Origin of the sequence: Streptomyces sp. NRRL F-5126 (assembly GCF_000721265.1) — a bacterium.
In the GTDB taxonomy this organism is placed as follows: Bacteria; Actinomycetota; Actinomycetes; order Streptomycetales; family Streptomycetaceae; genus Streptomyces.
On sequence record NZ_JOFZ01000006.1, the window covers coordinates 558,147 to 580,191 of the forward strand.

Here is a 22,045-nt window from a genome sequence, read left to right on the forward strand (position 1 = left end):
GCGTTCCGTGGTCGCCCACGGGGCCGGTGGCCCCATCGGACGTGCCGTGCGATCCGCTCACCCCGCCCCCTCCCCGGCCCGCGGCGCAGCCACGTGGCGCATGCCGTTGGTCAGGGTGCGCGCCCAGCTCCGGTCGACCGAGTCCAGGTCCGCGGTCACGATCAGGTGGCACAGCTGGCCGAAGGCCATGAAGCGCTGCACCTGCTCCTCGCCGGCCCCGGTCCGCTGCCGCGCCAGCTCGACGATGTCGCCGAGCCCGCGGCGCATCGCCGCCTTGATCTCGGGGACGTCCGAAGCGCTTTGCGCGTGAACCTGGAGGATCAGCAGCGACCGGTCGGCGATCAGCTCCGCGTAGGCGTCGCCCATCGCCGCGAGCATCGCCTCGGCCGGCTCGCCCGCCGCCTCGTCGGCCGCGGCGGCGAGGGTGTCACAGATCCGCTGGTAGCAGTGATCGAGCACCGCGACGAACAGGTTCAGTTTCGTGCCGAACAGTCGCAGCACATAGCCCTGCGAGATCTTTGCCGCCGTCGCCACCTCGGTCACCGGCGTCGCCTGATACCCCGACCGCGCGAACACCGCAAGCCCGGCGTCGAGCACCTGGCCACGCCGCGACGACGCCGTGGAACGAACCCTGTCCTTCTCCTTGACCATGTTGTGAGTATGCGCTCACATACTTACTGAACGCAAGTCCCGGACCGCCCGTCCCTCGGCGCGAACGTCGTGAGCGCCTCGGCGTCGGAAGCGCGGGCGCGGAGGAAGTAGTCGGCCCACTCCGCGGCATCCGGGTAGGACGATCCGGCGACGACCTCCGCGATCGCGGCCTCGACGTCGTAGCCGGTGACGCGCAGCTCGGCGCCCCGGCCGAGCAGGGCCCAGTGCGCGCCGGTGCGCCCGTAGGGCATGCCGACGCTGCCGGGGTTGACGACGAGGCGGCCGTGCGCGAGCCGCACGTAGGGCATGTGGGTGTGCCCGCAGACGACGGTGCGCACGGCGGGCGCGACCCCGTCGAGCACCTCGGACCAGCGCTCCAGCGACGAGTCGACGAGGACGACCTCCTCGTCGTCGCGCGGTGTGGCGTGGCAGAAGAGGGTGTCGCCGAGCGTCACGGAGGTGGGCAGGGCCTGGAGGCGGTCGAGGTGGGCGTCGCCCAGCTGCCTTGCGGCCCACGGCGAGACGGGGTCGCCGGGATCCACGCCCGCGCGCGGCCCGCGGCGGAACTCGACGAGCTCGCGGTCGGCGTTCCCGCGCACCCACACCACGCGCTCGCCGAGCGCTTCGAGCACGTCGAGCACCTGGCGGGGCTGCGGCCCCGCGGCGATGTCGCCGGTGACGACGACGCGGTCGGCGGCCCGCACGTCGGGCTCGTCGAGGACGGCGCGCAGGGCGGGCAGCACACCGTGGATGTCGGACAGGACGGCGATGGTGCGGTCATGCCCCCAGAATGCCCGGCGGGGCGGCACCGCGGGGTGCGCTCAGCCGCGCAGCTCGGCCAGGTCCTCCTCGCTCAGGTCGAGCGAGCCCGCCGCCATGTTCTCCTCCAGGTGGTCGAGCGAGCCGGTGCCCGGGATCGCGAGCATCGACGGCGAGGCCGCCAGCAGCGCCGCGATCGAGACCTGCGCGGTCGTCGCGCCCAGGCGTTCCGCGACCTTGCGGAGGCGCTCGGCGTCCATCGGGTCGGTGGTGCCGCGGTCCACGGGTCCCGTGCCGCCGCCGAGCGGGAAGAACGGCACGAACGCGATGCCCGCCGCCTCGCACTGCGCCGGCAGGCCGGAGTCGCTCGCGTGCTGGTTCTGCACCGCCGCGACGGGCGCGATCGCCCTCGCCTCGGCGAGCTGCGCGGCGTCGACGTTGCTGACGCCCAGGTGGCGGATCAGGCCCTCGTCGCGCAGCCCGGCCAGGACCGCGAACCGTTCGGCGATCGACTCGCCGCCCGCGCCGGAGAGGCCGCCCACCCGCAGGTAGACGAGGTCGAGCCGGTCGAGGCCGAGGGCGCGCAGGTCCGCCTCGACGAGTCCGCGCAGCTGGTCGGGCGTGGCCTGGAGGCTGGGCACGCCGTCCGGCGCCATCATCGGGCCCACCTTCGTCGCGATGACCAGGCCGTCGCGGTAGGGGGCGAGCGCCGTGCGGATCAGCTCGTTGGCGCGCACGTCTCCCCCGCCGTAGAAGCCGGCGGTGTCGATGTGGTCCACGCCGAGATCGACCGCTCGCCTGAGGACGGCGACCCCGCTCTCCGGGGCCCGCAGCGGGCCCCCGAAGGTGCTCATCGCCAGGCGCATCGCGCCGAAGCCGAGACGTTTGATGGTCAGGTCTCCGCCGAGGGAGAAAGTCTTGGTCGTCATGTGTTCCATGGTGTGCGGGGCCACGGCGGCGGGCGAGGGCGTGACAGCTTGCTGCCACACTGGAAGCATGCGGAGCGAGAAGGTGTTTTCCGTCCACGGTGACGCGGAGCTGATCGAGCGCGCCGGCCACTTCTTCGAAACCACCCGGAGCGAGTTCCTGTGCGCGGCCCGGGACCTCGACACATGGGCGCAGCCTGCGGCCAGGGCCGCGATCAGCAGCCGGGTGCGCGGGGCGGTGCCGGCCGGCTTCGTGTCGAGCAAGCTGCTCAGCCCGGTGGCGCTCGCCGACGAGGGGGCACGGGCCCACCTGCGGCAGGTGCGGCGCGAGGGGACGCTCGTCCGGATCAGCGGCTCGCTGCTGCCCCACGAGACCATCCTCATCGACCGCAGGGTGATGATCCTCGCCGGCCGTGACGCGCCCGGGGGCCGCGAGTACACCGTCACGACGTCGAAGTCCCTGATCGACGGCGTCCACTCGCTGTGGGAGGCGATCTGGGACAGCGCCGCGGACTTCGACACGTACCTGCGCGGCGACGTCCCCCACCTCGACACGGACAGCCGCACGGTCCTCGAAGCGCTCGGCTCCGGCCTGACGGACGCGTCGGCGGCGCGGCGGCTCGGCGTCTCGCTGCGCACGTACCGGCGGCGGGTGGCCGAACTGATGGCCACGCTGGAAGCGGACTCCCGCTTCCAGGCAGGCCTGCGAGCAGGCGAGTTGGGCCTGCCGCGCTGAAGCCCGCTGCCCGCCGCCCGCTGGGACGGAGAGCGGGCGCGCGTGGACCCCGGCGGCACGGCGCCGCACGCCGCCGGGCGCCGCCCTAGCCGCCGGGTTCCGCGTCCTCGGGCGCCTGCGCGTCCGGGGGTGTGGCGGCCGAGTCCCAGCTCCACTTGCCGACCCGGCTCAGCACGTCCACCGCCGCCATGATCCGCTCCGGGTCCACGTCGGCGAGACTTTCGGCCAGTTTCGCCTCGACCGTGCCCACCAGCCGGGCCAGCGTGTCCCGCCCGTGTTGCGTCGGGGAGACGAGTTGTACGCGGCGGTCGCCGCCGTTCTCCGCACGTTCCACCAGGCCCTGCTCCGCCAACTGCCTGACCTGGCGCGTCACATGGGGATGACGGACGCCGAGGCGCTGAGCCAACTCCCCCACGCGCAGTGGCTCCTGTCCCTCCGCCAGGACACGCAGCAGCGCGATCCCCGACCTGTCGATGGGCGTCCCCGCCGCCGCGGTCAATCGGGCGTGCGTGCCGGATCGCGTCAGGCTGTAGGCCAGTGCGCTCAGCACGGACTGCAACTCGGCGATGGATTCCGCACGTGACGGGGGCGGGCCTGGGGTGGTTTCCACAGTCGCATCATGCCGGGCCGACCGTTTCCGGCCAACCGTTGACGCGAATGCCGGAGGCCCCATTGCACGGACACCGGCCACGGGGTTATCACGTACTTAGGGTACGTAACGAAGGAGAGCGAGCGCGATGCACATCGAAATCGACCAGGACCGGTGCTGCGCCTCCGGGCAGTGCGTCCTCACGGCGGACGACATCTTCGACCAGCGCGACGAGGACGGCGTCGTCACCCTGCTCGACGACGCCCCCGACGACGCCGACGCCCGGGCACGCGCCGAAGAGGCGGCAGCACTCTGCCCGGCGGGGGCCATCACGGTCCGCGCCTAGGCCCACCCCTCACCCCACCCCCCACCTGCGTCAGGAGCACGGCACATGACCGACACAGCCCTGTCAGGCAGCAGCGACGTCGCCGAGAGCGCGCCGCACCCGTCCTTCCCGTTCAGCCGCGCCACCGGCTGTCCCTTCGACCCGCCCCCGCAGCTCGCCGGGCTGCGCGAGCACGAGCCCTTCTCGCACGTCCGGATATGGAACGGCACCTCCGCCTGGCTTGTCACCCGCTACCAGGACCAGCGCGCGATCCTCACCGACAACCGGTTCAGCGCCGACGTGCTGCGTCCCGGCTTCCCGTCGCAGAGCGCCGGGTTCGAGGCCCGCCGCAAGAACGGCAGGCCGTCCCCCTTCATCGCCACGGACGACCCGGACCACAACCGGGTGCGCCGCATGTTCACCTCGTACTTCTCGGTGCGGCGGGCACGCGCGCTGGTACCGCGCCTGACGGAGATCATCGACGGCCTGCTGGACGGCATGGAGGCGGCGGGGCCGCCCGTCGACCTGGTGACGTCGTTCGCGCTGCCGCTGCCGTCGCTCGTGATAGCGGAGATTCTCGGCGTGCCGCGCACGGACCACCACCTGTTCCAGAGCCGGACGAAGGTGCTGGTCTCCAGGGACACGCCACCCGAGGACAACGTGGCGGCGGCGAACGAGCTGACCGACTACCTCGGTGGGCTCGTCGACGAGAAGGTGGAGAATCCGCAGGACGACCTGATCAGCAGCGTCGCCGCCGCGCACCTGCCGACCGGCGGGACCACCCGCGAACGCCTCGCCCAGGACGCCATGCTGCTGCTGGTCGCGGGGCACGAGACGACGACCAACATGATCGCGCTCGGCACGCTCGCCCTGATGCGCAACCCCGACCAGCTCGCGGCCGTGCGCGACTCCGAAGAGCCCGCGCAGGTCGCCGGCGCGGTCGAGGAACTGCTGCGCTACCTCACCATCGTGCACACGGGCCGCAGGCGCGTGGCGATCGAGGACGTGGAGATCTCCGGGCACACGATCCGCGCGGGCGAGGGCGTCATCCTGACGAACGACTCCGCCAACCGCGACGGCACGGTCTTCGACGACCCCGACGCATTCGACATCACGAGGCCCAACGCCCGCCGCCACATGGCGTTCGGCCAGGGCACGCACCAGTGCCTCGGCCAGAACCTGGCCAGGCAGGAGCTCCAGCTCGCCTACCCGGCGCTGCTGCGGCGCTTCCCGGAGCTGCGGCCCGCGATCGAGGAGCAGGACATCCCGTACAAGCACGACTCGCTGATCTACGGCGTCCACGAGCTCCCGGTCGCCTGGTAGGGGGCCCCGCATGCGAAAGGGCCCCGCGCCCCGTCCCGAAGGACGAGGGGCGGGGCCCTCCGCGATGCCCGCTACGGTCCTTTTCCGACCGTCACAGGACCACCTGCCGTCAGAGTTACTTGACGATCTTGGTGACCTGGCCGGCGCCCACCGTACGACCACCCTCACGGATGGCGAACTTCAGGCCCTCCTCCATGGCGACCGGCTGGATCAGCTGGACGGACATGGTGGTGTTGTCGCCCGGCATGACCATCTCGGTGCCCTCGGGGAGGGTCACGACGCCGGTCACGTCCGTGGTGCGGAAGTAGAACTGCGGGCGGTAGTTGTTGAAGAAGGGGGTGTGACGGCCACCCTCGTCCTTCGACAGGATGTAGGCCTGGCCCTCGAACTCGGTGTGCGGCGTGACCGAACCGGGCTTGATGATGACCTGGCCGCGCTCCACGTCCTCGCGCTTGATGCCACGGAGGAGCAGACCGACGTTCTCACCGGCCTGGCCCTCGTCGAGGAGCTTGCGGAACATCTCGATACCGGTGACGGTCGTCGAGGTCTTGTCCTGCTTGATGCCGATGATGTCGACGGTCTCGTTGACCTTCAGGACACCGCGCTCGATACGGCCGGTGACGACCGTACCGCGACCGGTGATCGTGAAGACGTCCTCGATCGGCATCAGGAACGGCTTGTCGATGTCGCGCTCGGGCTGCGGGATGGCCTCGTCCACGGCCTTCATCAGGTCGAGGATGGACTGGCCGTACTCCTTGTCGCCCTCGAGCGCCTTGAGCGCCGAGACCTTGACGACCGGGAGGTCGTCGCCCGGGAACTCGTACTCGGTGAGCAGCTCGCGGACCTCGAGCTCGACGAGCTCCAGGATCTCCTCGTCGTCCACCATGTCGGCCTTGTTCAGCGCGACGACGATGTACGGCACGCCGACCTGGCGGGCCAGGAGCACGTGCTCCTTGGTCTGCGGCATCGGGCCGTCGGTCGCGGCGACCACGAGGATGGCGCCGTCCATCTGCGCCGCACCCGTGATCATGTTCTTGATGTAGTCCGCGTGACCGGGGCAGTCGACGTGGGCGTAGTGACGCGCCTCCGTCTGGTACTCGACGTGCGAGATGGAGATCGTGATACCGCGCTGGCGCTCTTCGGGAGCCTTGTCGATCTGGTCGAAGGCCGAGGCCTCGTTCAGCTCCGGGTACGCGTCGTGCAGCACCTTGGTAATGGCGGCCGTGAGGGTCGTCTTACCGTGGTCGATGTGACCGATGGTGCCGATGTTGACGTGCGGCTTAGTCCGCTCGAACTTCGCCTTCGCCACTGGGGTCCTCCTGTGGAGTGGTTCTGTACGCCTTACTCATCGGCGCCAGGATGATCTTTGCTGGGATGCCGGTGTCGCCGGGGCACCCCCCGCGGGGCACGGCAGGTGACGCCGTGCCTGCGGGAGCTGCCCCCTGCTATCCCGGTGACAAGCCTAGAGCGTGAATCCACCAGGGCGTTCGCCCTGTGGATGACACCTGTGGATTACTCGCCCTTGGCCTTCGCGATGATCTCCTCGGCGACGTTCCGGGGAACCTCGGCGTAGGAGTCGAACTGCATCGAGTAGCTTGCGCGACCCGAGGTCTTGCTGCGGAGGTCTCCGACGTAGCCGAACATCTCCGAGAGCGGCACCAGGCCCTTGACGACCCGGGCGCCGGCCCGCTCCTCCATGGCCTGGATCTGGCCACGGCGGGAGTTGATGTCGCCGATGACGTCACCCATGTAGTCCTCGGGCGTGGTGACCTCGACGGCCATCATCGGTTCGAGGAGAACCGGGGACGCCCTGCGCGCGCCTTCCTTGAAGGCCTGCGAGCCGGCGATCTTGAAGGCGAGCTCGGAGGAGTCGACCTCGTGGTACCCGCCGTCGAGCAGCGTGATGCGCACGCCGGTCATCTCGTAACCGGCCAGGATGCCGAACTGCATGGCCTCCTGCGCACCGGCGTCCACCGAAGGGATGTACTCCTTCGGGATGCGGCCGCCGGTGACCTTGTTCACGAACTCGTACGACGCGTCGCCGCCCTCGATGGGCTCGATCGCGATCTGCACCTTCGCGAACTGGCCGGTACCACCGGTCTGCTTCTTGTGCGTGTAGTCGACCCGCTCGACCGTCTTGCGGATGGTCTCACGGTAGGCGACCTGCGGCTTGCCGACGTTCGCCTCGACGCGGAACTCGCGCTTCATGCGGTCGACCAGCACCTCGAGGTGAAGCTCGCCCATGCCGCCGATGACGGTCTGGCCGGTCTCCTCGTTGGTGTGCACCTGGAAGGACGGGTCCTCCTCGGCGAGCCGCTGGATGGCGACACCCAGCTTCTCCTGGTCGCCCTTGGACTTGGGCTCGATCGCGACCTCGATGACCGGCGCCGGGAAGTCCATGGACTCCAGGATCACCGGGTTCTTGTCGTCGCTGAGCGTCTCACCCGTGGTGGTCTGCTTCAGGCCCATGACGGCGACGATGTCGCCGGCGCCCACCGACTCGATCTCCTCACGCTTGTTCGCGTGCATGCGGTAGATCTTGCCGATGCGCTCCTTGCGGCCCTTGACGGAGTTCAGCACGGCCGAACCCGCCACGAGGCGCCCGGAGTACACGCGGACGAAGGTGAGCTTGCCGAGGTGCGGGTCGCTCATGATCTTGAACGCGAGCGCGGAGAGGGGCTCCTCGTCCGACGGCTTGCGCGAGATGACCTTCTCCGCGTCCTTCACGTCGTGGCCCTCGATGGCCTCGACGTCCAGGGGGGAGGGCAGGTAGCGCACCACGGCGTCGAGCAGGGGCTGGACGCCCTTGTTCTTGAACGCCGTGCCGCAGAACACCGGGGTGACGGTGGTGTCGGAGGACTTGCCGGAGGCGATGGTGACGCGGCGGATCGCCTCGTACAGCTGCTCCACGGAGGGCTCCTTGCCCTCCAGGTACAGCTCCATCATCTGATCGTCGTTCTCGGCGACCGTCTCCAGCAGCTTGCCGTGCCACTCCTCGGCGGCCTCCGCGTGCGTGGCCGGGATGTCGACGGTGTCGTACATCTCGCCCTTGGCGGCCTCCACCGGCCAGACCAGGGCCTTCATCGTCACGAGGTCGATGACGCCCTTGAAGTCGGCCTCCGCGCCGATGGGGAGCTGCATGACGAGCGGAGTCGCGCCGAGGCGGTCCGAGATCATGTCGACGCAGCGGTGGAACTCGGCGCCGGTGCGGTCGAGCTTGTTGACGAAGCAGATGCGGGGCACGCCGTAGCGGTCGGCCTGCCGCCAAACCGTCTCGGACTGCGGCTCCACACCCGCGACACCGTCGAACACGGTGACGGCACCGTCGAGCACGCGCAGCGAGCGCTCCACCTCGATGGTGAAGTCGACGTGGCCGGGCGTGTCGATGATGTTGATGGTGTGGTCGACCTCGTCGAGCGGCCAGTGGCAGGTCGTCGCGGCGGACGTGATCGTGATGCCGCGCTCCTGCTCCTGCTCCATCCAGTCCATGGCGGCAGCGCCGTCGTGGACCTCGCCGATCTTGTAGGAGACACCGGTGTAGAACAGGATCCGCTCGGTGGTGGTCGTCTTGCCCGCGTCGATGTGGGCCATGATCCCAATGTTGCGGACCCTGGCCAGGTCAAGCGAAGTGGTGGCCATGAGGCTCAGTCTTCTCTCGGTCTCGATGTGGGTTGCGACTACCAGCGGTAGTGCGCGAAGGCCTTGTTGGACTCGGCCATCTTGTGCGTGTCCTCGCGCTTCTTGACGGAGGCGCCGAGGCCGTTGGAGGCGTCGAGCAGCTCGTTCATCAGGCGCTCGGTCATGGTCTTCTCACGACGGGCGCGCGAGTAACCGACCAGCCAGCGCAGCGCGAGGGTGGAGGCGCGACCGGGCTTGACCTCGATCGGCACCTGGTACGTGGCGCCACCGACGCGGCGGGACTTGACCTCAAGCGACGGCTTGACGTTCTCCAGCGCGCGCTTGAGCGTGATGACCGGGTCGTTGTTGGTCTTCTCGCGCAGGCCCTCCATGGCGCCGTACACGATCCGCTCGGCGGTGGAGCGCTTCCCGTTGAGCAGGAGCTTGTTGATCAGCGAGGTGACAAGAGGAGAACCGTAGACCGGGTCGATGATGACCGGGCGCTTCGGGGCGGGGCCCTTACGAGGCATTCTTACTTCTCCTTCTTGGCGCCGTAACGGCTGCGGGCCTGCTTGCGGTTCTTGACACCCTGGGTGTCGAGCGAACCTCGGATGATCTTGTAGCGAACACCCGGCAGGTCCTTCACACGGCCGCCGCGCACGAGCACGATGGAGTGCTCCTGCAGGTTGTGTCCCTCACCCGGGATGTACGCCGTGACCTCGATGCCCGAGGTCAGACGCACACGCGCGACCTTGCGCAGGGCCGAGTTCGGCTTCTTCGGGGTGGTCGTGAACACACGCGTGCAGACCCCGCGGCGCTGAGGGGAGCCCTCGAGTGCGGGGGTCTTGTTCTTCTCGACCTTGTCCTGCCGGCCCTTGCGGACCAGCTGCTGGATCGTAGGCACTACTTCTCCGATTCTGTGTGCCGTCGGTAAAGCTAACCTGGAACGTCGCCGACCCACGCGGTCGGGTGTGTCGAATACCGCGGACCCCCGCCGGCAAGCGGGGAAAGCACGGATTGCGGTGGCCGTGGAATGGACTCGCCGCGCGGCTGAGGACACGCACGAGAGCCCAGGCACACCCCAGGCACAAGGCTTGAGCGTACCTACCTTGTCGACTCCGGTCAAAAGAGAACCCACAGGGTGCCGCAGAACCCCGCCCCGCGCAAGATCCCCGCGGCGCGCCACGGCCACGACCCGCGCCGGCGCCACTGAGCCCGGGCCCCGCCCCACCGGCCGCGACGGGCCGCCCTGGCGGGCCGTGCCCGCCGCCCGCCCTGCCCCGGCCACCGACGCACACCGCCGCCATGGGCCGCCGGCCGGCACGTCCCGTGGCCCCATGCTCAGGGGCCGGGGCCGTACCCCGGACGCCGTGGACAGGCCATCCGGTGCACAGGCGGGTGGGAGACCGCGACAAGGGGCTGACGTGGCCGGTCACCGGGCCCGCCCGCCGCGTGGCGTCTCGCGGCCGGACGAAGCGCGAGGGCGGCCGCCCCTTCCGGGACGGCCGCCCTCGCGCTCAGTGCCTCACCTGCTCACGCAGGCGCTCGCCTCACTGGTTGTACGGACCGTAGTCGTAGTCCTCCAGCGGCACGGCCTGGCCGGAGCCCGTGCCGAACGGCGAGTAGTCGATGTCGTCGTAGCCGACGGCCGAGTACATCGCGGCCTTGGCCTCCTCGGTCGGCTCGACCCGGATGTTGCGGTAGCGGGACAGGCCCGTACCGGCCGGGATGAGCTTGCCGATGATGACGTTCTCCTTGAGGCCGATCAGGGAGTCCGACTTGGCGTTGATCGCCGCGTCGGTCAGGACCCTGGTCGTCTCCTGGAAGGACGCCGCCGACAGCCACGACTCGGTGGCCAGCGAGGCCTTCGTGATGCCCATCAGCTGCGGGCGGCCGGAGGCCGGGTGGCCGCCTTCCCGCACCACACGACGGTTCTCGTTCTCGAACTTCGAACGCTCGACCAGCTCGCCGGGCAGCAGCTCCGCGTCGCCCGACTCGATGATCGTCACCCGGCGCAGCATCTGCCGGATGATGATCTCGATGTGCTTGTCGTGGATCGACACACCCTGCGAGTTGTAGACCTTCTGCACCTCGCTGACCAGGTGGATCTGGACCTGGCGCTGGCCGAGGATGCGCAGCACGTCGTGCGGGTTGGTGGCACCCACGGTGAGCTTCTGGCCCACCTCGACGTGGTCACCGTCGGCGACCTGGAGCCGGGCGCGCTTCGAGATCGGGAAGGGCGTCTCGTCGCTGCCGTCGTCCGGGGTGACGATGATCTTCTTGGTCTTCTCGGTCTCCTCGATGCGGACACGGCCCGCGGACTCCGAGATCGGGGCGACACCCTTCGGGGTGCGCGCCTCGAACAGCTCGACGACACGCGGCAGACCCTGCGTGATGTCGTCACCGGCCACACCACCGGTGTGGAAGGTACGCATCGTCAGCTGGGTGCCGGGCTCACCGATGGACTGGGCGGCGATGATGCCGACCGCCTCGCCGATGTCGACCAGCTTGCCGGTGGCCAGCGAACGGCCGTAGCAGAACGCGCAGGTGCCGACGGCGGACTCGCAGGTCAGGACCGAGCGGGTCTTGACCTCCTCGACGCCGGCCGCGACGAGCGCGTCGATGAGCACGTCACCGAGGTCGACGTTGGCGGGCGCGATGACCTTGCCGTCCACCACGACGTCCTCGGCGAGCATGCGCGCGTACACGGACGTCTCGACGTCCTCGGCCTTGCGCAGCACACCGTCCGCACCGCGGTCCGCGATCTTCAGCTTGAGGCCGCGGTCGGTGCCGCAGTCCTCCTCGCGGATGATCACGTCCTGCGAGACGTCCACCAGACGGCGGGTCAGGTAACCCGAGTCGGCGGTACGCAGGGCGGTGTCGGCCAGACCCTTGCGGGCGCCGTGCGTGGAGATGAAGTACTCCAGCACGGACAGGCCCTCGCGGAAGGACGCCTTGATGGGACGCGGGATCGTCTCGTTCTTGGCGTTGGACACCAGGCCGCGCATACCGGCGATCTGGCGCATCTGCATCATGTTTCCGCGCGCACCCGAGTTGACCATCATGAAGATGGGGTTCGTCTTCGGGAAGTTCTCGTTCATGGCCTCGGCGACCTCGTTCGTCGCCTTGGTCCAGATCGCGATGAGCTCCTGCGTGCGCTCGTCCTTCGTGATCAGGCCGCGCTCGTACTGCTTCTGGACCTTCTCGTCCTGCGCCTCGTAGCCCGCGACGATCTCCTTCTTCGCCTCGGGAACGACGACGTCGGAGATGGCCACGGTGACGCCGGAGCGCGTCGCCCAGAAGAAGCCGGCCGCCTTCAGGTTGTCGAGCGTCGCCGCCACGATGACCTTCGGGTAGCGCTCGGCGAGGTCGTTGACGATCTCGGAGAGCTGCTTCTTGCCGACCGAGTAGTCCACGAACGGGTAGTCCTCGGGCAGCAGCTCGTTGAAGAGCGCGCGGCCCAGGGTCGTCCGCAGCCTGAACGGGTCGCCGGGCTGCCACTGGGCGTCCGGCTGCCCGTCCTCGTCCAGCGGGGGCGTCCAGCCGCGCGGCGGGATGGTGCCCACCGGGAAGCGGATGTCGACCTTCGCCTGGAGCGACAGCTCGCGGTTGTCGAACGCCATGGTCGCCTCGGCCGTGGAGCCGAAGGACCGGTCCGTGCCGACGACCTTGCGCTCGGCCTCGTCCGTCGTGAGGAAGAACAGGCCGAGCACCATGTCCTGCGTCGGCATGGTGACGGGACGTCCGTCGGCCGGCTTCAGGATGTTGTTCGAGGACAGCATCAGGATGCGGGCCTCGGCCTGCGCCTCCGCGGACAGCGGCAGGTGCACGGCCATCTGGTCACCGTCGAAGTCCGCGTTGAACGCGGTGCACACGAGCGGGTGGATCTGGATGGCCTTGCCCTCGACCAGCTGCGGCTCGAAGGCCTGGATGCCGAGGCGGTGCAGGGTCGGCGCGCGGTTGAGCAGCACGGGGTGCTCGGCGATGACCTCTTCGAGGACGTCGTACACGACCGTGCGGCCGCGCTCGACCATGCGCTTGGCCGACTTGATGTTCTGCGCGTGGTTCAGGTCGACCAGGCGCTTCATCACGAACGGCTTGAACAGTTCGAGCGCCATCGCCTTCGGCAGGCCGCACTGGTGCAGCTTGAGCTGCGGGCCGACGACGATCACGGAACGCGCCGAGTAGTCGACGCGCTTGCCGAGCAGGTTCTGGCGGAAGCGGCCCTGCTTGCCCTTGAGCATGTCGGACAGCGACTTCAGCGGACGGTTGCCGGGGCCCGTGACCGGGCGGCCGCGGCGGCCGTTGTCGAAGAGCGCGTCGACGGCCTCCTGGAGCATGCGCTTCTCGTTGTTCACGATGATCTCGGGCGCGCCGAGGTCGAGAAGCCGCTTCAGGCGGTTGTTGCGGTTGATGACGCGGCGGTACAGGTCGTTGAGGTCGGAGGTCGCGAAGCGGCCACCGTCGAGCTGCACCATCGGACGCAGGTCCGGCGGGATGACCGGCACGCAGTCGAGCACCATGCCCTTGGGGCTGTTGCTGGTCTGCAGGAACGCGGAGACGACCTTGAGGCGCTTGAGCGCGCGGGTCTTCTTCTGGCCCTTGCCGGTGCGGATGATCTCGCGGAGGCGCTCGGCCTCCTCGTCGAGGTCGAAGGACTCCAGGCGCTTCTGCAGCGCGGCGGCGCCCATCGAGCCGTCGAAGTACGTGCCGAAGCGGTCACGCAGCTCGCGGTAGAGGAGCTCGTCGCCCTCCAGGTCCTGCACCTTGAGGTTCTTGAAGCGGTTCCAGACCTCGTCAAGGCGGTCGATCTCGCGCTGCGCGCGGTCGCGCAGCTGCTTCATCTCGCGCTCGGCGCCCTCGCGCACCTTGCGGCGCACGTCGGCCTTGGCGCCCTCGGCCTCAAGCTCGGCCAGGTCGGTCTCGAGCTTCTTGGCGCGGGCCTCCAGGTCGGAGTCGCGGCGGTTCTCGACCTGCTGGCGCTCGACGGAGACGTGGGCCTCAAGCGACGGCAGGTCGCGGGTGCGGCGGTCCTCGTCCACGAACGTGATCATGTACGCGGCGAAGTAGATGACCTTCTCCAGGTCCTTCGGCGCGAGGTCCAGCAGGTAGCCGAGGCGGGACGGCACGCCCTTGAAGTACCAGATGTGCGTGACGGGGGCGGCCAGCTCGATGTGGCCCATCCGCTCACGGCGCACCTTGGCGCGCGTGACCTCGACGCCACAGCGCTCACAGATGATGCCCTTGAAGCGGACACGCTTGTACTTGCCGCAGTAGCACTCCCAGTCCCGGGTGGGGCCGAAGATCTTCTCGCAGAAGAGGCCGTCCTTCTCGGGCTTGAGGGTGCGGTAGTTGATGGTCTCCGGCTTCTTGACCTCGCCGTGGGACCAGGTACGGATGTCGTCCGCGGTGGCAAGGCCGATCCGCAGCTCGTCGAAGAAGTTGACGTCGAGCACTATGCGTCAATCCCTCTCAGGGGTCGTGTCTGAAGGTCTGATGGGGGCCCTCACGCGGGGAGCGTGAGGGAGGGTCCGAGGTGGCCACCGGGCACCCGCCTCAGCGGGTGCCCGGCGACCGACCCGTCAGACCTCTTCGACGCTGCTCGGCTCGCGCCGGGACAGGTCGATGCCGAGCTCCTCCGCCGCACGGAACACGTCCTCGTCCGTGTCCCGCATCTCGATGGACATGCCGTCCGAGGACAGCACCTCCACGTTGAGGCAGAGCGACTGCATTTCCTTGATGAGCACCTTGAAGGACTCGGGGATGCCGGGCTCGGGGATGTTCTCGCCCTTGACGATGGCCTCGTAGACCTTCACGCGGCCGGTGACGTCGTCGGACTTGATCGTCAGGAGCTCCTGGAGCGCGTAGGCGGCGCCGTACGCCTCCAGCGCCCACACCTCCATCTCGCCGAAGCGCTGACCACCGAACTGCGCCTTACCGCCCAGCGGCTGCTGGGTGATCATGGAGTACGGGCCGGTCGAGCGCGCGTGCAGCTTGTCGTCGACCAGGTGGTGCAGCTTGAGGATGTACATGTACCCGACCGAGATCGGGTCCGGGAACGGCTCGCCCGAGCGGCCGTCGAACAGCCTCGCCTTGCCGGTGGACTTCACCATCCGCTCGCCGTCGCGGTTCGGGACGGTGTGCTCGAGCAGGCCGGTCAGCTCGTCCTCGCGGGCACCGTCGAAGACCGGGGTCGCCACGTTGGTACGCGGGTCGACCTGGTCGGCGCCGATGACCTGGAGGCGCTGGGCCCACTCCTCGCCGAGCGAGGAGACGTCCCAGCCCTGGCTGGCGAGCCAGCCGAGGTGGATCTCCAGGACCTGCCCCGGGTTCATGCGGGACGGGACACCCAGCGGGTTGAGGATGATGTCGACCGGGGTGCCGTCCTCCAGGAACGGCATGTCCTCGATCGGCAGGATCTTCGAGATGACGCCCTTGTTGCCGTGGCGGCCGGCCAGCTTGTCGCCGTCCGTGATCTTGCGCTTCTGCGCCACGTACACGCGGACCAGCTGGTTGACGCCGGGCGGCAGCTCGTCGCCCTCCTCGCGGTCGAAGACGCGCACGCCGATGACCTTGCCGGTCTCGCCGTGCGGCACCTTCAGCGAGGTGTCGCGGACCTCGCGCGCCTTCTCGCCGAAGATCGCGCGCAGCAGCCGCTCCTCGGGCGTCAGCTCGGTCTCGCCCTTCGGGGTGACCTTGCCGACGAGGATGTCGGTGTCGCGGACCTCGGCGCCGATGCGGATGATGCCGCGCTCGTCCAGGTCGGCCAGGACCTCCTCGGAGACATTGGGGATGTCCCGGGTGATCTCCTCGGGGCCGAGCTTGGTGTCGCGGGCGTCGACCTCGTGCTCCTCGATGTGGATCGAGGAGAGGACGTCGTCCTGCACCAGGCGCTGGCTGAGGATGATCGCGTCCTCGTAGTTGTGGCCCTCCCACGGCATGAACGCGACGAGCAGGTTCTTGCCGAGCGCCATCTCGCCCTTGTCCGTGGCCGGACCGTCGGCGAGCACCTGGCCCTCGATGACCCGGTCGCCCTCGGAGACGACGACCTTCTGGTTGACCGAGGTGCCCTGGTTGGAGCGGAAGAACTTGGCGATGCGGTACGTGGTGTACGTGCCGTCGTCGTTGGTGACGGTGATGTAGTCCGCGGAGACCTCCTGGACCACACCCGCCTTCTCCGCCTTGATGACGTCACCGGCGTCGACCGCGCAGCGGTACTCCATGCCGGTGCCGACGAGCGGCGCCTCCGACGTGATCAGCGGCACGGCCTGGCGCATCATGTTCGCGCCCATGAGGGCGCGGTTGGCGTCGTCGTGCTCCAGGAACGGGATCATGGCCGTCGCGACCGACACCATCTGGCGCGGCGAGACGTCCATGTAGTCCACGTCCTCGCCGGGGACGTAGTCGACCTCGCCGCCGCGGCGGCGGACCAGGACGCGGGTCTCCTCGAACCGCAGCTCGTCCGTCAGCGGGGCGTTGGCCTGGGCGATGACGAAGCGGTCCTCCTCGTCGGCCGTCAGGTAGTCGACCTCGTCGGTGACGACACCGTCGGTGACCCGGCGGTACGGCGTCTCGACGAAACCGAACGCGTTGACGCGGCCGTAGGAGGCGAGCGAGCCGATCAGGCCGATGTTCGGGCCTTCCGGGGTCTCGATCGGGCACATGCGTCCGTAGTGGGACGGGTGCACGTCACGGACCTCGAAGCCGGCGCGCTCACGGGAGAGGCCGCCGGGGCCCAGCGCCGACAGGCGGCGCTTGTGGGTCAGGCCCGAGAGCGGGTTGTTCTGGTCCATGAACTGCGACAGCTGGCTGGTGCCGAAGAACTCCTTGATGGAGGCGACGACCGGCCGGATGTTGATCAGCGTCTGCGGCGTGATCGCCTCGACGTCCTGCGTCGTCATGCGCTCGCGCACGACGCGCTCCATCCTCGCCAGGCCCGTGCGGACCTGGTTCTGGATGAGCTCGCCGACGTTGCGCAGGCGGCGGTTGCCGAAGTGGTCGATGTCGTCGGTCTCGACGACGATCTCCGTGCCACTGGAGCTGACCGTCTCGGTCTCGCCCGCGTGCAGCTTGACCAGGTACTTGATGGTCGCGATGACGTCGTCGGTGGTGAGCACGCCGGCCTCGAGCGGCTCGTCGGCACCGAGCTTCTTGTTGACCTTGTAGCGGCCGACCTTCGCGAGGTCGTAGCGCTTCGGGTTGAAGTACAGGTTCTCCAGCAGCGTCTGCGCGGCCTCGCGCGTGGGCGGCTCGCCCGGACGCAGCTTGCGGTAGATGTCGAGCAGCGCGTCGTCCTGGCCCTGGGTGTGGTCCTTCTCCAGGGTGGCGCGCATGGACTCGTACTCGCCGAACTCCTCGAGGATCTGCTCGGTCGTCCAGCCGAGCGCCTTGAGCAGGACGGTCACGGACTGCTTGCGCTTGCGGTCGATGCGGACACCGACCATGTCGCGCTTGTCGATCTCCATCTCCAGCCAGGCACCCCGGGACGGGATGATCTTGGCGGAGTAGATGTCCTTGTCGGACGTCTTGTCGATGGAGGAGTCGAAGTACACACCGGGCGAGCGCACGAGCTGGGACACCACGACACGCTCGGTGCCGTTGATGACGAAGGTGCCCTTGTTGGTCATGAGCGGGAAGTCGCCCATGAAGACCGTCTGCGACTTGATCTCGCCGGTCTCGTTGTTCGTGAACTCGGCCGTGACGAAGAGCGGAGCCGCGTACGTGAAGTCGCGCTCCTTGCACTCGTCGATGGAGTTCTTCGGGGGCTCGAAACGGTGGTCGCGGAACGTCAGCGACATCGACCCGGAGAAGTCCTCGATCGGGGAGATCTCTTCGAAGATCTCCTCGAGACCGGACTTCCTGGGGACGTCCTGCCCGTTGTCGAGAGCCGCCTCGACGCGAGCCTTCCACGCGGCGTTGCCGAGCAGCCAGTCGAAGCTCTCGGTCTGGAGCGCGAGAAGGTTGGGAACCTCGAGAGGCTCCTTGATCTTTGCGAAGGAGATGCGCAGCGGGGCGGTGCTTGCGGCGTTGTTCGTATTCGTGGTCGAGGCGTTGCGCGAGGCGGCCAAGAGGGGGTCCTTCCGAGGGCTCGGACTCACTACGCGCGTACCGTTCCCCCGTAGCGCGCGGTGAAGGAAAGCCCTGGTCAGGGCGATCGATCACCGATGCTCGTACGAGAGGGTGCCCCTGGTGACGGGCAGGGAGCAGCTAACAGGCAGCGCAAAGGGACAGTGTAGCCACTTGGCACACTGATGTCCAGAGCGGGTTTTGGGAGACCCTCGTTGTCCTCAACACCCTCGCTGCTACTGCCCTGCTCCTACCGGCCTGCACAACGACCCTGGCCGGTCGCAACCGCCGCAGAGCCCGGCGCCGAAGCGCCATCCCGTTACTTCCCACATCGCGGCCGATCCATGCCTCGGAACCGGATCGACTGTGACGACGCGTCCTGAGAATTGCGCGCTGCGTGCCGTACGTCAAGGCCCCCGCCTCCCCGGGCCCCGCCCGCGGATCGCCGCCCTGCCCGCGGAAGACGCGAGGATGATCACGATAGTGCCAGGCCGGGGAAAGACAAGGAGCCCCTCGCGGGAACGGCGAAGGGCGACCACCCGGATGGGTGATCGCCCTTCGCGTCAACGCTGTGCGCGGCCGTCAGCCGCGCGGCGTTCCCGGCGCCGTGAGGCGCCTGGAATCACTTGACCTCGACGGAGGCGCCGGCGCCCTTGAGGGACTCGGCGGCCTTGTCGGCGGCGTCCTTGGCGACCTTCTCGAGGACGGGCTTCGGGGCGCCGTCCACGAGGTCCTTGGCCTCCTTGAGGCCGAGCGAGGTGAGCTCGCGCACGACCTTGATGACCTGGATCTTCTTGTCGCCGGCGCCCGTGAGGATGACGTCGAACTCGTCCTGCTCGGCAGCGGCCTCGGCAGGAGCGGCGGCAGCGCCACCGCCGGCGGCGACGGCGACCGGCGCGGCGGCCGTGACGTCGAACTTCTCCTCGAAGGCCTTCACGAAGTCCGAGAGCTCCATGAGGGACATCTCTTCGAACTGCGCGAGCAGGTCGTCCTGGCTGAGCTTCGCCATGATGGCGGTCCTTCCACTAAATCGGCTGGTGCCGGGTGTACATGTCGGCGGGTACGCGACCCGCAGCGGCCTTGCGGCCAGAACGCCGAGTTACTCGGCACCGCCCTGCTCGTCGGCCTTCTTGGCACGAAGCGCCTCCGCGGTGCGGACGAACTTCGAGGGGAGCGCCTGGAAGAGCGCGGCAGCCTGGGAGGGCTTGGCCTTCATGGCGCCCGCCAGCTTGGCGAGCAGAACCTCGCGGGACTCGAGGTCCGCGAGCTTCTTGAACTCGTCGGCGGACATCGCCTTGCCGTCAAGGACTCCGCCCTTGATGACGAGGTTCGGGTTCTCCTTGGAGAAGTCACGAAGACCCTTCGCCGACTCCACCGGGTCACCGGTGACGAAGGCCACAGCCGTCGGACCCGTGAACAGGTCGTCGAGCGTGTCGATCCCGGCCTCGTTGGCCGCGATCTTGGTCAGCGTGTTCTTCACCACGGCGTACTGGGTGTTCCCACCGAGCGAACGGCGCAGATCCTTGAGCTGCGCCACGGTGAGACCCCGGTACTCGGTCAGCACAGCGGCGCTCGAGCTGCGGAACTGCTCCGTCAGCTCGGCCACCGCGGCGGCCTTGTCGGGCCTTGCCATGAGCGTCGGCCTCCTTCCGGGTGATGAGGACCGCTCTCGGAAGGGGCTGAACAAAACGAAACGCCCCGGCGCAGGCGCACGGGGCGTAGCTCGACCGGAACGGCGTTGGCCGCCGCACGGGAACTGTCCACTGTCACCTGCGCGGGTCGTCCGCAGCTAAGCGGATCCTTCGGCCTCCGTGCCCTCTCACGAGTGCACGGCGACAACCAGCGGTCTTTGGCTTCAGGTGGAGGTTACGCGAGCGGGGGCCGCCCGGGCAAATCCGCTAGCGCGAGGCAGCGGGCGGCACGGTGAAGTCGTGCCCGCTGATCGCATACGAGGCCGACGCGACCGAGTCCCCGTCTCCCTGGACGGCCTCGATGTCCTTCGTCGTCATCGTCTGCGCCGCGCCGGGCGGGCTGACGTGCACCGGCTTCGCCCGGTACGCGGAGTAGTGGATGCTGTCCGTCGTGATGAACCTGGTCAGGTCCATCGTCAGATCCAGCCTGACCGGCCGGCCCGCCCGCGGGCCGGTCCGCGCCACCCACACGTCGATCGTCTCGGTCCGCAGATCCGACCGGCCGAGGACGCTCGCCAGCGCCTTGGTCCTGGCCGCCGCGGCTCCGTGCATCGCCGCCGCTGCCTTCGCCACGTCATCGGCCTTCACGTCCGCCTGGTAGTGGTCGGCCACCACCCCGTCCGCGTTCTCCGCGCCCATGCTCCTGACCTGCTGGGCGACGCCCATGATCGCCAGCTGCGTCGCCGGGCCCTCCGTGATGCCGACGAGCCCGGGGCCGAGCAGGCCCTCCCCCGGGTCGGTCTGCTCGGGGAGCATGGGGTACGCCGGATCGGTTGTGGACGTGGGTTCGGCGACGAAGTCCGCCGGGCCTGCCTTCACCCACCGCTTGCCGCCGGTCGCCGCGGCGAACCGTGAGCCCAGGTCCAGGTACGTCGATGTGCCGGCTTGCAGCACCCGGTACGTCGAGGTCAGGCCCTCCGTGCCGGAGGCGATGTCCGGGGACGCGAGGGACAGGCTCGCCGCCGTCCGGCCCACCGTCCCGGAGGCGTGGGCGGCGTGGCCCGCCTTGTTCTGGTTGCCGGCGATGCCCGACTCCATCGTCGCGGTGAACCTCGCCGAGCCGTCGGGCCCCAACGCGTGCAGCGCCTTCGCCACCGCGGCCCTCGGCGTCAGGGCCTTCTTCGCCTCCCCCGCGGTGGACATGGCGCCGCCTTTCGCGGTGCCTTTGCCTGTGCCGCCGCCACAGCCCGCCGCCCCGAGGGCCAATGCGACCGCCACCGTCACCGCGAGTCTTCGCCGCCTCCGTGTGACGGCGTTCGTGCCACCCATTCCCATGCCCCACCCCTGTGCTTCGTCGCCCGGCTCCTTGAACGCCCCGCCTGGCAGCCGGGCGGAGCCGGAGAGGACGCGCACGACCGGCGGACCGGCCGCCGGGGCCGGTCCGCCGGGGATGACGAGGGACTACTGGGCGGAGCCCTGGGCCTGCGCCTGCTTCATCGCGGCCATCGCGTCGGTCGTCTTGCTCGCCGGCGGCACCTGGATCTCGGGCGCCTCGTCCGAGTAGTCCGAGTAGTGCATGTCGACGGTCATGGCGCCCGCCGTGACCTGCATGGCCATCTTGGCCCTGACCGGGTAGTCCTGCTGGTTGACCCAGAGGTCGATGTGCTCCGAGGTCAGGCCCTGCTTCTTGAGCTGCGCGGCGATCTGCTCGGACTCCGCGGCGCTCAGCCCCGCGGCCTTCGACGCGTTCGCCGTGATGTCGGCAAGCGTCAGCGAGGCCTCGTAATGGTGGGCCTTCACACCGTCGACCTGCTGGGTACCCGCGTCCTTGATGTGCGGCGACTTGAGCAGCAGGCCCAGCTGCTGCGCCGGGTTCTGGCTGCGGTTCAGGCTCCCGGACAGGAGGTCGGCCTGCGACTTGTCGCCGGTCATCTCGGCGAGATCGGACAGGTCGTACTTCAGCCACGGCTTGTCGCCCAGCGCCTTGGCGGTGAGCTGCCCCATGTTCATGTACATGGTGGTTCCCGACATGATCTCGTGCATCTTCAGGCTGTCGCCCGGCGCGGTGGGGCTCTTCATCGCCATCGTCAGGTCCAGCGCCGTCGGGTTCCACCCGACCACGCCATTCGCCTCGACGCTTGCGCCGGCGCCCTGCGTGCCCGCCGTGCCCTCGGGCACAGGAACCGACATCGTCATGCGGACCTTCGCGGACTTCGCCCCCGACGTCTTCTTGTAGACGGCCTGCACAGCCGCGGCCGCGTCGCCGGAGCTCTGCTGCGACGCCTTCGCCCCGGCCCCCGCCGCGTCCTTGCCGCCCCCGTCGTCGCTCTGGCAGCCCGCCACTCCCACGACGACCGCCAGCGCCGCCGTCACCGCGAGCGCGCCCCGTCTGCCGATCGATGCAGTCATGCTTTTCCCCAC

The 22,045-nt window shown here is 69.1% G+C and carries 17 protein-coding genes; 3 read left to right on the forward strand and 14 right to left on the reverse strand.

Going from position 1 to position 22,045, the window contains the following annotated elements; genetic code table 11:
* Positions 1–57 precede the first annotated feature (57 nt).
* From IH48_RS0115500 to IH48_RS0115510, 3 genes are read right to left on the reverse strand one after another with little or no spacing between them, the layout of a single operon-like run.
* Positions 58–651 carry a TetR/AcrR family transcriptional regulator gene (locus IH48_RS0115500; protein ID WP_030903902.1) on the reverse strand — a complete coding sequence of 198 codons (594 nt, stop codon included), beginning with the start codon at positions 649–651 and terminating at the stop codon, positions 58–60.
* A gap of 23 nt (positions 652–674) precedes the next feature.
* Positions 675–1,460 (reverse strand): metallophosphoesterase family protein, encoded by a 786-nt coding sequence (locus IH48_RS0115505; protein WP_234434257.1) that lies wholly within the window; start codon positions 1,458–1,460, stop codon positions 675–677.
* 12 nt (positions 1,461–1,472) lie between these two features.
* The gene (locus tag IH48_RS0115510; protein WP_030903906.1) at positions 1,473–2,339 is read right to left on the reverse strand and encodes an aldo/keto reductase; all 867 of its coding nucleotides are present in this window, start codon (positions 2,337–2,339) and stop codon (positions 1,473–1,475) included.
* A 67-nt stretch (positions 2,340–2,406) separates the two neighbouring features.
* Between IH48_RS0115510 and IH48_RS0115515 the strand changes: the two genes are divergently transcribed.
* The gene (locus IH48_RS0115515; protein ID WP_030903908.1) at positions 2,407–3,072 is read left to right on the forward strand and encodes a LuxR family transcriptional regulator; all 666 of its coding nucleotides are present in this window, start codon (positions 2,407–2,409) and stop codon (positions 3,070–3,072) included.
* 85 nt (positions 3,073–3,157) lie between these two features.
* Here IH48_RS0115515 and IH48_RS0115520 read toward each other — a convergent pair whose 3' ends face one another.
* Complete coding sequence (locus tag IH48_RS0115520; protein ID WP_158710300.1) at positions 3,158–3,682, reverse strand: MarR family winged helix-turn-helix transcriptional regulator; 525 nt, start codon at positions 3,680–3,682, stop codon at positions 3,158–3,160.
* 127 nt (positions 3,683–3,809) lie between these two features.
* Between IH48_RS0115520 and IH48_RS0115525 the strand changes: the two genes are divergently transcribed.
* Complete coding sequence (locus IH48_RS0115525) at positions 3,810–4,007, forward strand: ferredoxin (RefSeq protein WP_030903913.1); 198 nt, start codon at positions 3,810–3,812, stop codon at positions 4,005–4,007.
* Between the two features lie 45 nt (positions 4,008–4,052).
* A complete protein-coding gene (locus IH48_RS0115530; RefSeq protein WP_030903915.1) occupies positions 4,053–5,309 on the forward strand; it encodes a cytochrome P450 in 1,257 nt (418 codons plus the stop codon).
* A gap of 115 nt (positions 5,310–5,424) precedes the next feature.
* On the opposite strand, the gene tuf is transcribed toward IH48_RS0115530, so the two are convergent.
* The 10 genes from tuf to IH48_RS0115580 form a co-directional block, all read right to left on the reverse strand.
* Positions 5,425–6,618, reverse strand: a complete 1,194-nt coding sequence (gene tuf / locus IH48_RS0115535; RefSeq protein ID WP_030903918.1) for an elongation factor Tu — start codon at positions 6,616–6,618, stop codon at positions 5,425–5,427.
* A 203-nt stretch (positions 6,619–6,821) separates the two neighbouring features.
* Positions 6,822–8,948: an elongation factor G gene (fusA, locus tag IH48_RS0115540; protein WP_030903920.1), complete on the reverse strand. Its 2,127-nt coding sequence runs from the start codon at positions 8,946–8,948 to the stop codon at positions 6,822–6,824.
* A gap of 38 nt (positions 8,949–8,986) precedes the next feature.
* Complete coding sequence (gene rpsG / locus IH48_RS0115545; RefSeq protein WP_030903922.1) at positions 8,987–9,457, reverse strand: 30S ribosomal protein S7; 471 nt, start codon at positions 9,455–9,457, stop codon at positions 8,987–8,989.
* Positions 9,458–9,459: 2 nt separating this feature from the next.
* Positions 9,460–9,831 carry a 30S ribosomal protein S12 gene (gene rpsL, locus IH48_RS0115550; protein WP_003948652.1) on the reverse strand — a complete coding sequence of 124 codons (372 nt, stop codon included), beginning with the start codon at positions 9,829–9,831 and terminating at the stop codon, positions 9,460–9,462.
* A 646-nt stretch (positions 9,832–10,477) separates the two neighbouring features.
* Entirely contained in the window at positions 10,478–14,383 is a 3,906-nt protein-coding gene (locus IH48_RS0115555; RefSeq protein WP_030903924.1) for a DNA-directed RNA polymerase subunit beta', read from the reverse strand.
* Between the two features lie 126 nt (positions 14,384–14,509).
* On the reverse strand, positions 14,510–17,995 hold the full coding sequence (rpoB, locus tag IH48_RS0115560; RefSeq protein ID WP_030903927.1) for a DNA-directed RNA polymerase subunit beta: 3,486 nt from the start codon (positions 17,993–17,995) through the stop codon (positions 14,510–14,512).
* Between the two features lie 620 nt (positions 17,996–18,615).
* Entirely contained in the window at positions 18,616–19,002 is a 387-nt protein-coding gene (gene rplL, locus IH48_RS0115565) for a 50S ribosomal protein L7/L12 (protein ID WP_030903930.1), read from the reverse strand.
* 90 nt (positions 19,003–19,092) lie between these two features.
* Positions 19,093–19,626, reverse strand: coding sequence for a 50S ribosomal protein L10 (gene rplJ, locus IH48_RS0115570; protein ID WP_030903932.1), 534 nt, complete (start codon positions 19,624–19,626; stop codon positions 19,093–19,095).
* Between the two features lie 265 nt (positions 19,627–19,891).
* Positions 19,892–20,827, reverse strand: coding sequence for a hypothetical protein (locus IH48_RS0115575; protein WP_158710301.1), 936 nt, complete (start codon positions 20,825–20,827; stop codon positions 19,892–19,894).
* A gap of 258 nt (positions 20,828–21,085) precedes the next feature.
* On the reverse strand, positions 21,086–22,033 hold the full coding sequence (locus tag IH48_RS0115580) for a hypothetical protein (protein ID WP_030903936.1): 948 nt from the start codon (positions 22,031–22,033) through the stop codon (positions 21,086–21,088).
* Positions 22,034–22,045: the final 12 nt, after the last annotated feature.

Coding starts and splice junctions, on each gene's coding strand:
- IH48_RS0115500 (WP_030903902.1), bottom strand. CDS start 651: ATGGTCAAGGAGAAGGACAGGGTTCGTTCCACGGCGTCGTCGCGGCGT.
- IH48_RS0115510 (WP_030903906.1), bottom strand. CDS start 2,339: ATGACGACCAAGACTTTCTCCCTCGGCGGAGACCTGACCATCAAACGT.
- IH48_RS0115515 (WP_030903908.1), top strand. CDS start 2,407: ATGCGGAGCGAGAAGGTGTTTTCCGTCCACGGTGACGCGGAGCTGATC.
- IH48_RS0115525 (WP_030903913.1), top strand. CDS start 3,810: ATGCACATCGAAATCGACCAGGACCGGTGCTGCGCCTCCGGGCAGTGC.
- IH48_RS0115530 (WP_030903915.1), top strand. CDS start 4,053: ATGACCGACACAGCCCTGTCAGGCAGCAGCGACGTCGCCGAGAGCGCG.
- fusA (WP_030903920.1), bottom strand. CDS start 8,948: ATGGCCACCACTTCGCTTGACCTGGCCAGGGTCCGCAACATTGGGATC.
- rpsG (WP_030903922.1), bottom strand. CDS start 9,457: ATGCCTCGTAAGGGCCCCGCCCCGAAGCGCCCGGTCATCATCGACCCG.
- rplL (WP_030903930.1), bottom strand. CDS start 19,002: ATGGCGAAGCTCAGCCAGGACGACCTGCTCGCGCAGTTCGAAGAGATG.
- rplJ (WP_030903932.1), bottom strand. CDS start 19,626: ATGGCAAGGCCCGACAAGGCCGCCGCGGTGGCCGAGCTGACGGAGCAG.
- IH48_RS0115575 (WP_158710301.1), bottom strand. CDS start 20,827: ATGTCCACCGCGGGGGAGGCGAAGAAGGCCCTGACGCCGAGGGCCGCG.
- IH48_RS0115580 (WP_030903936.1), bottom strand. CDS start 22,033: ATGACTGCATCGATCGGCAGACGGGGCGCGCTCGCGGTGACGGCGGCG.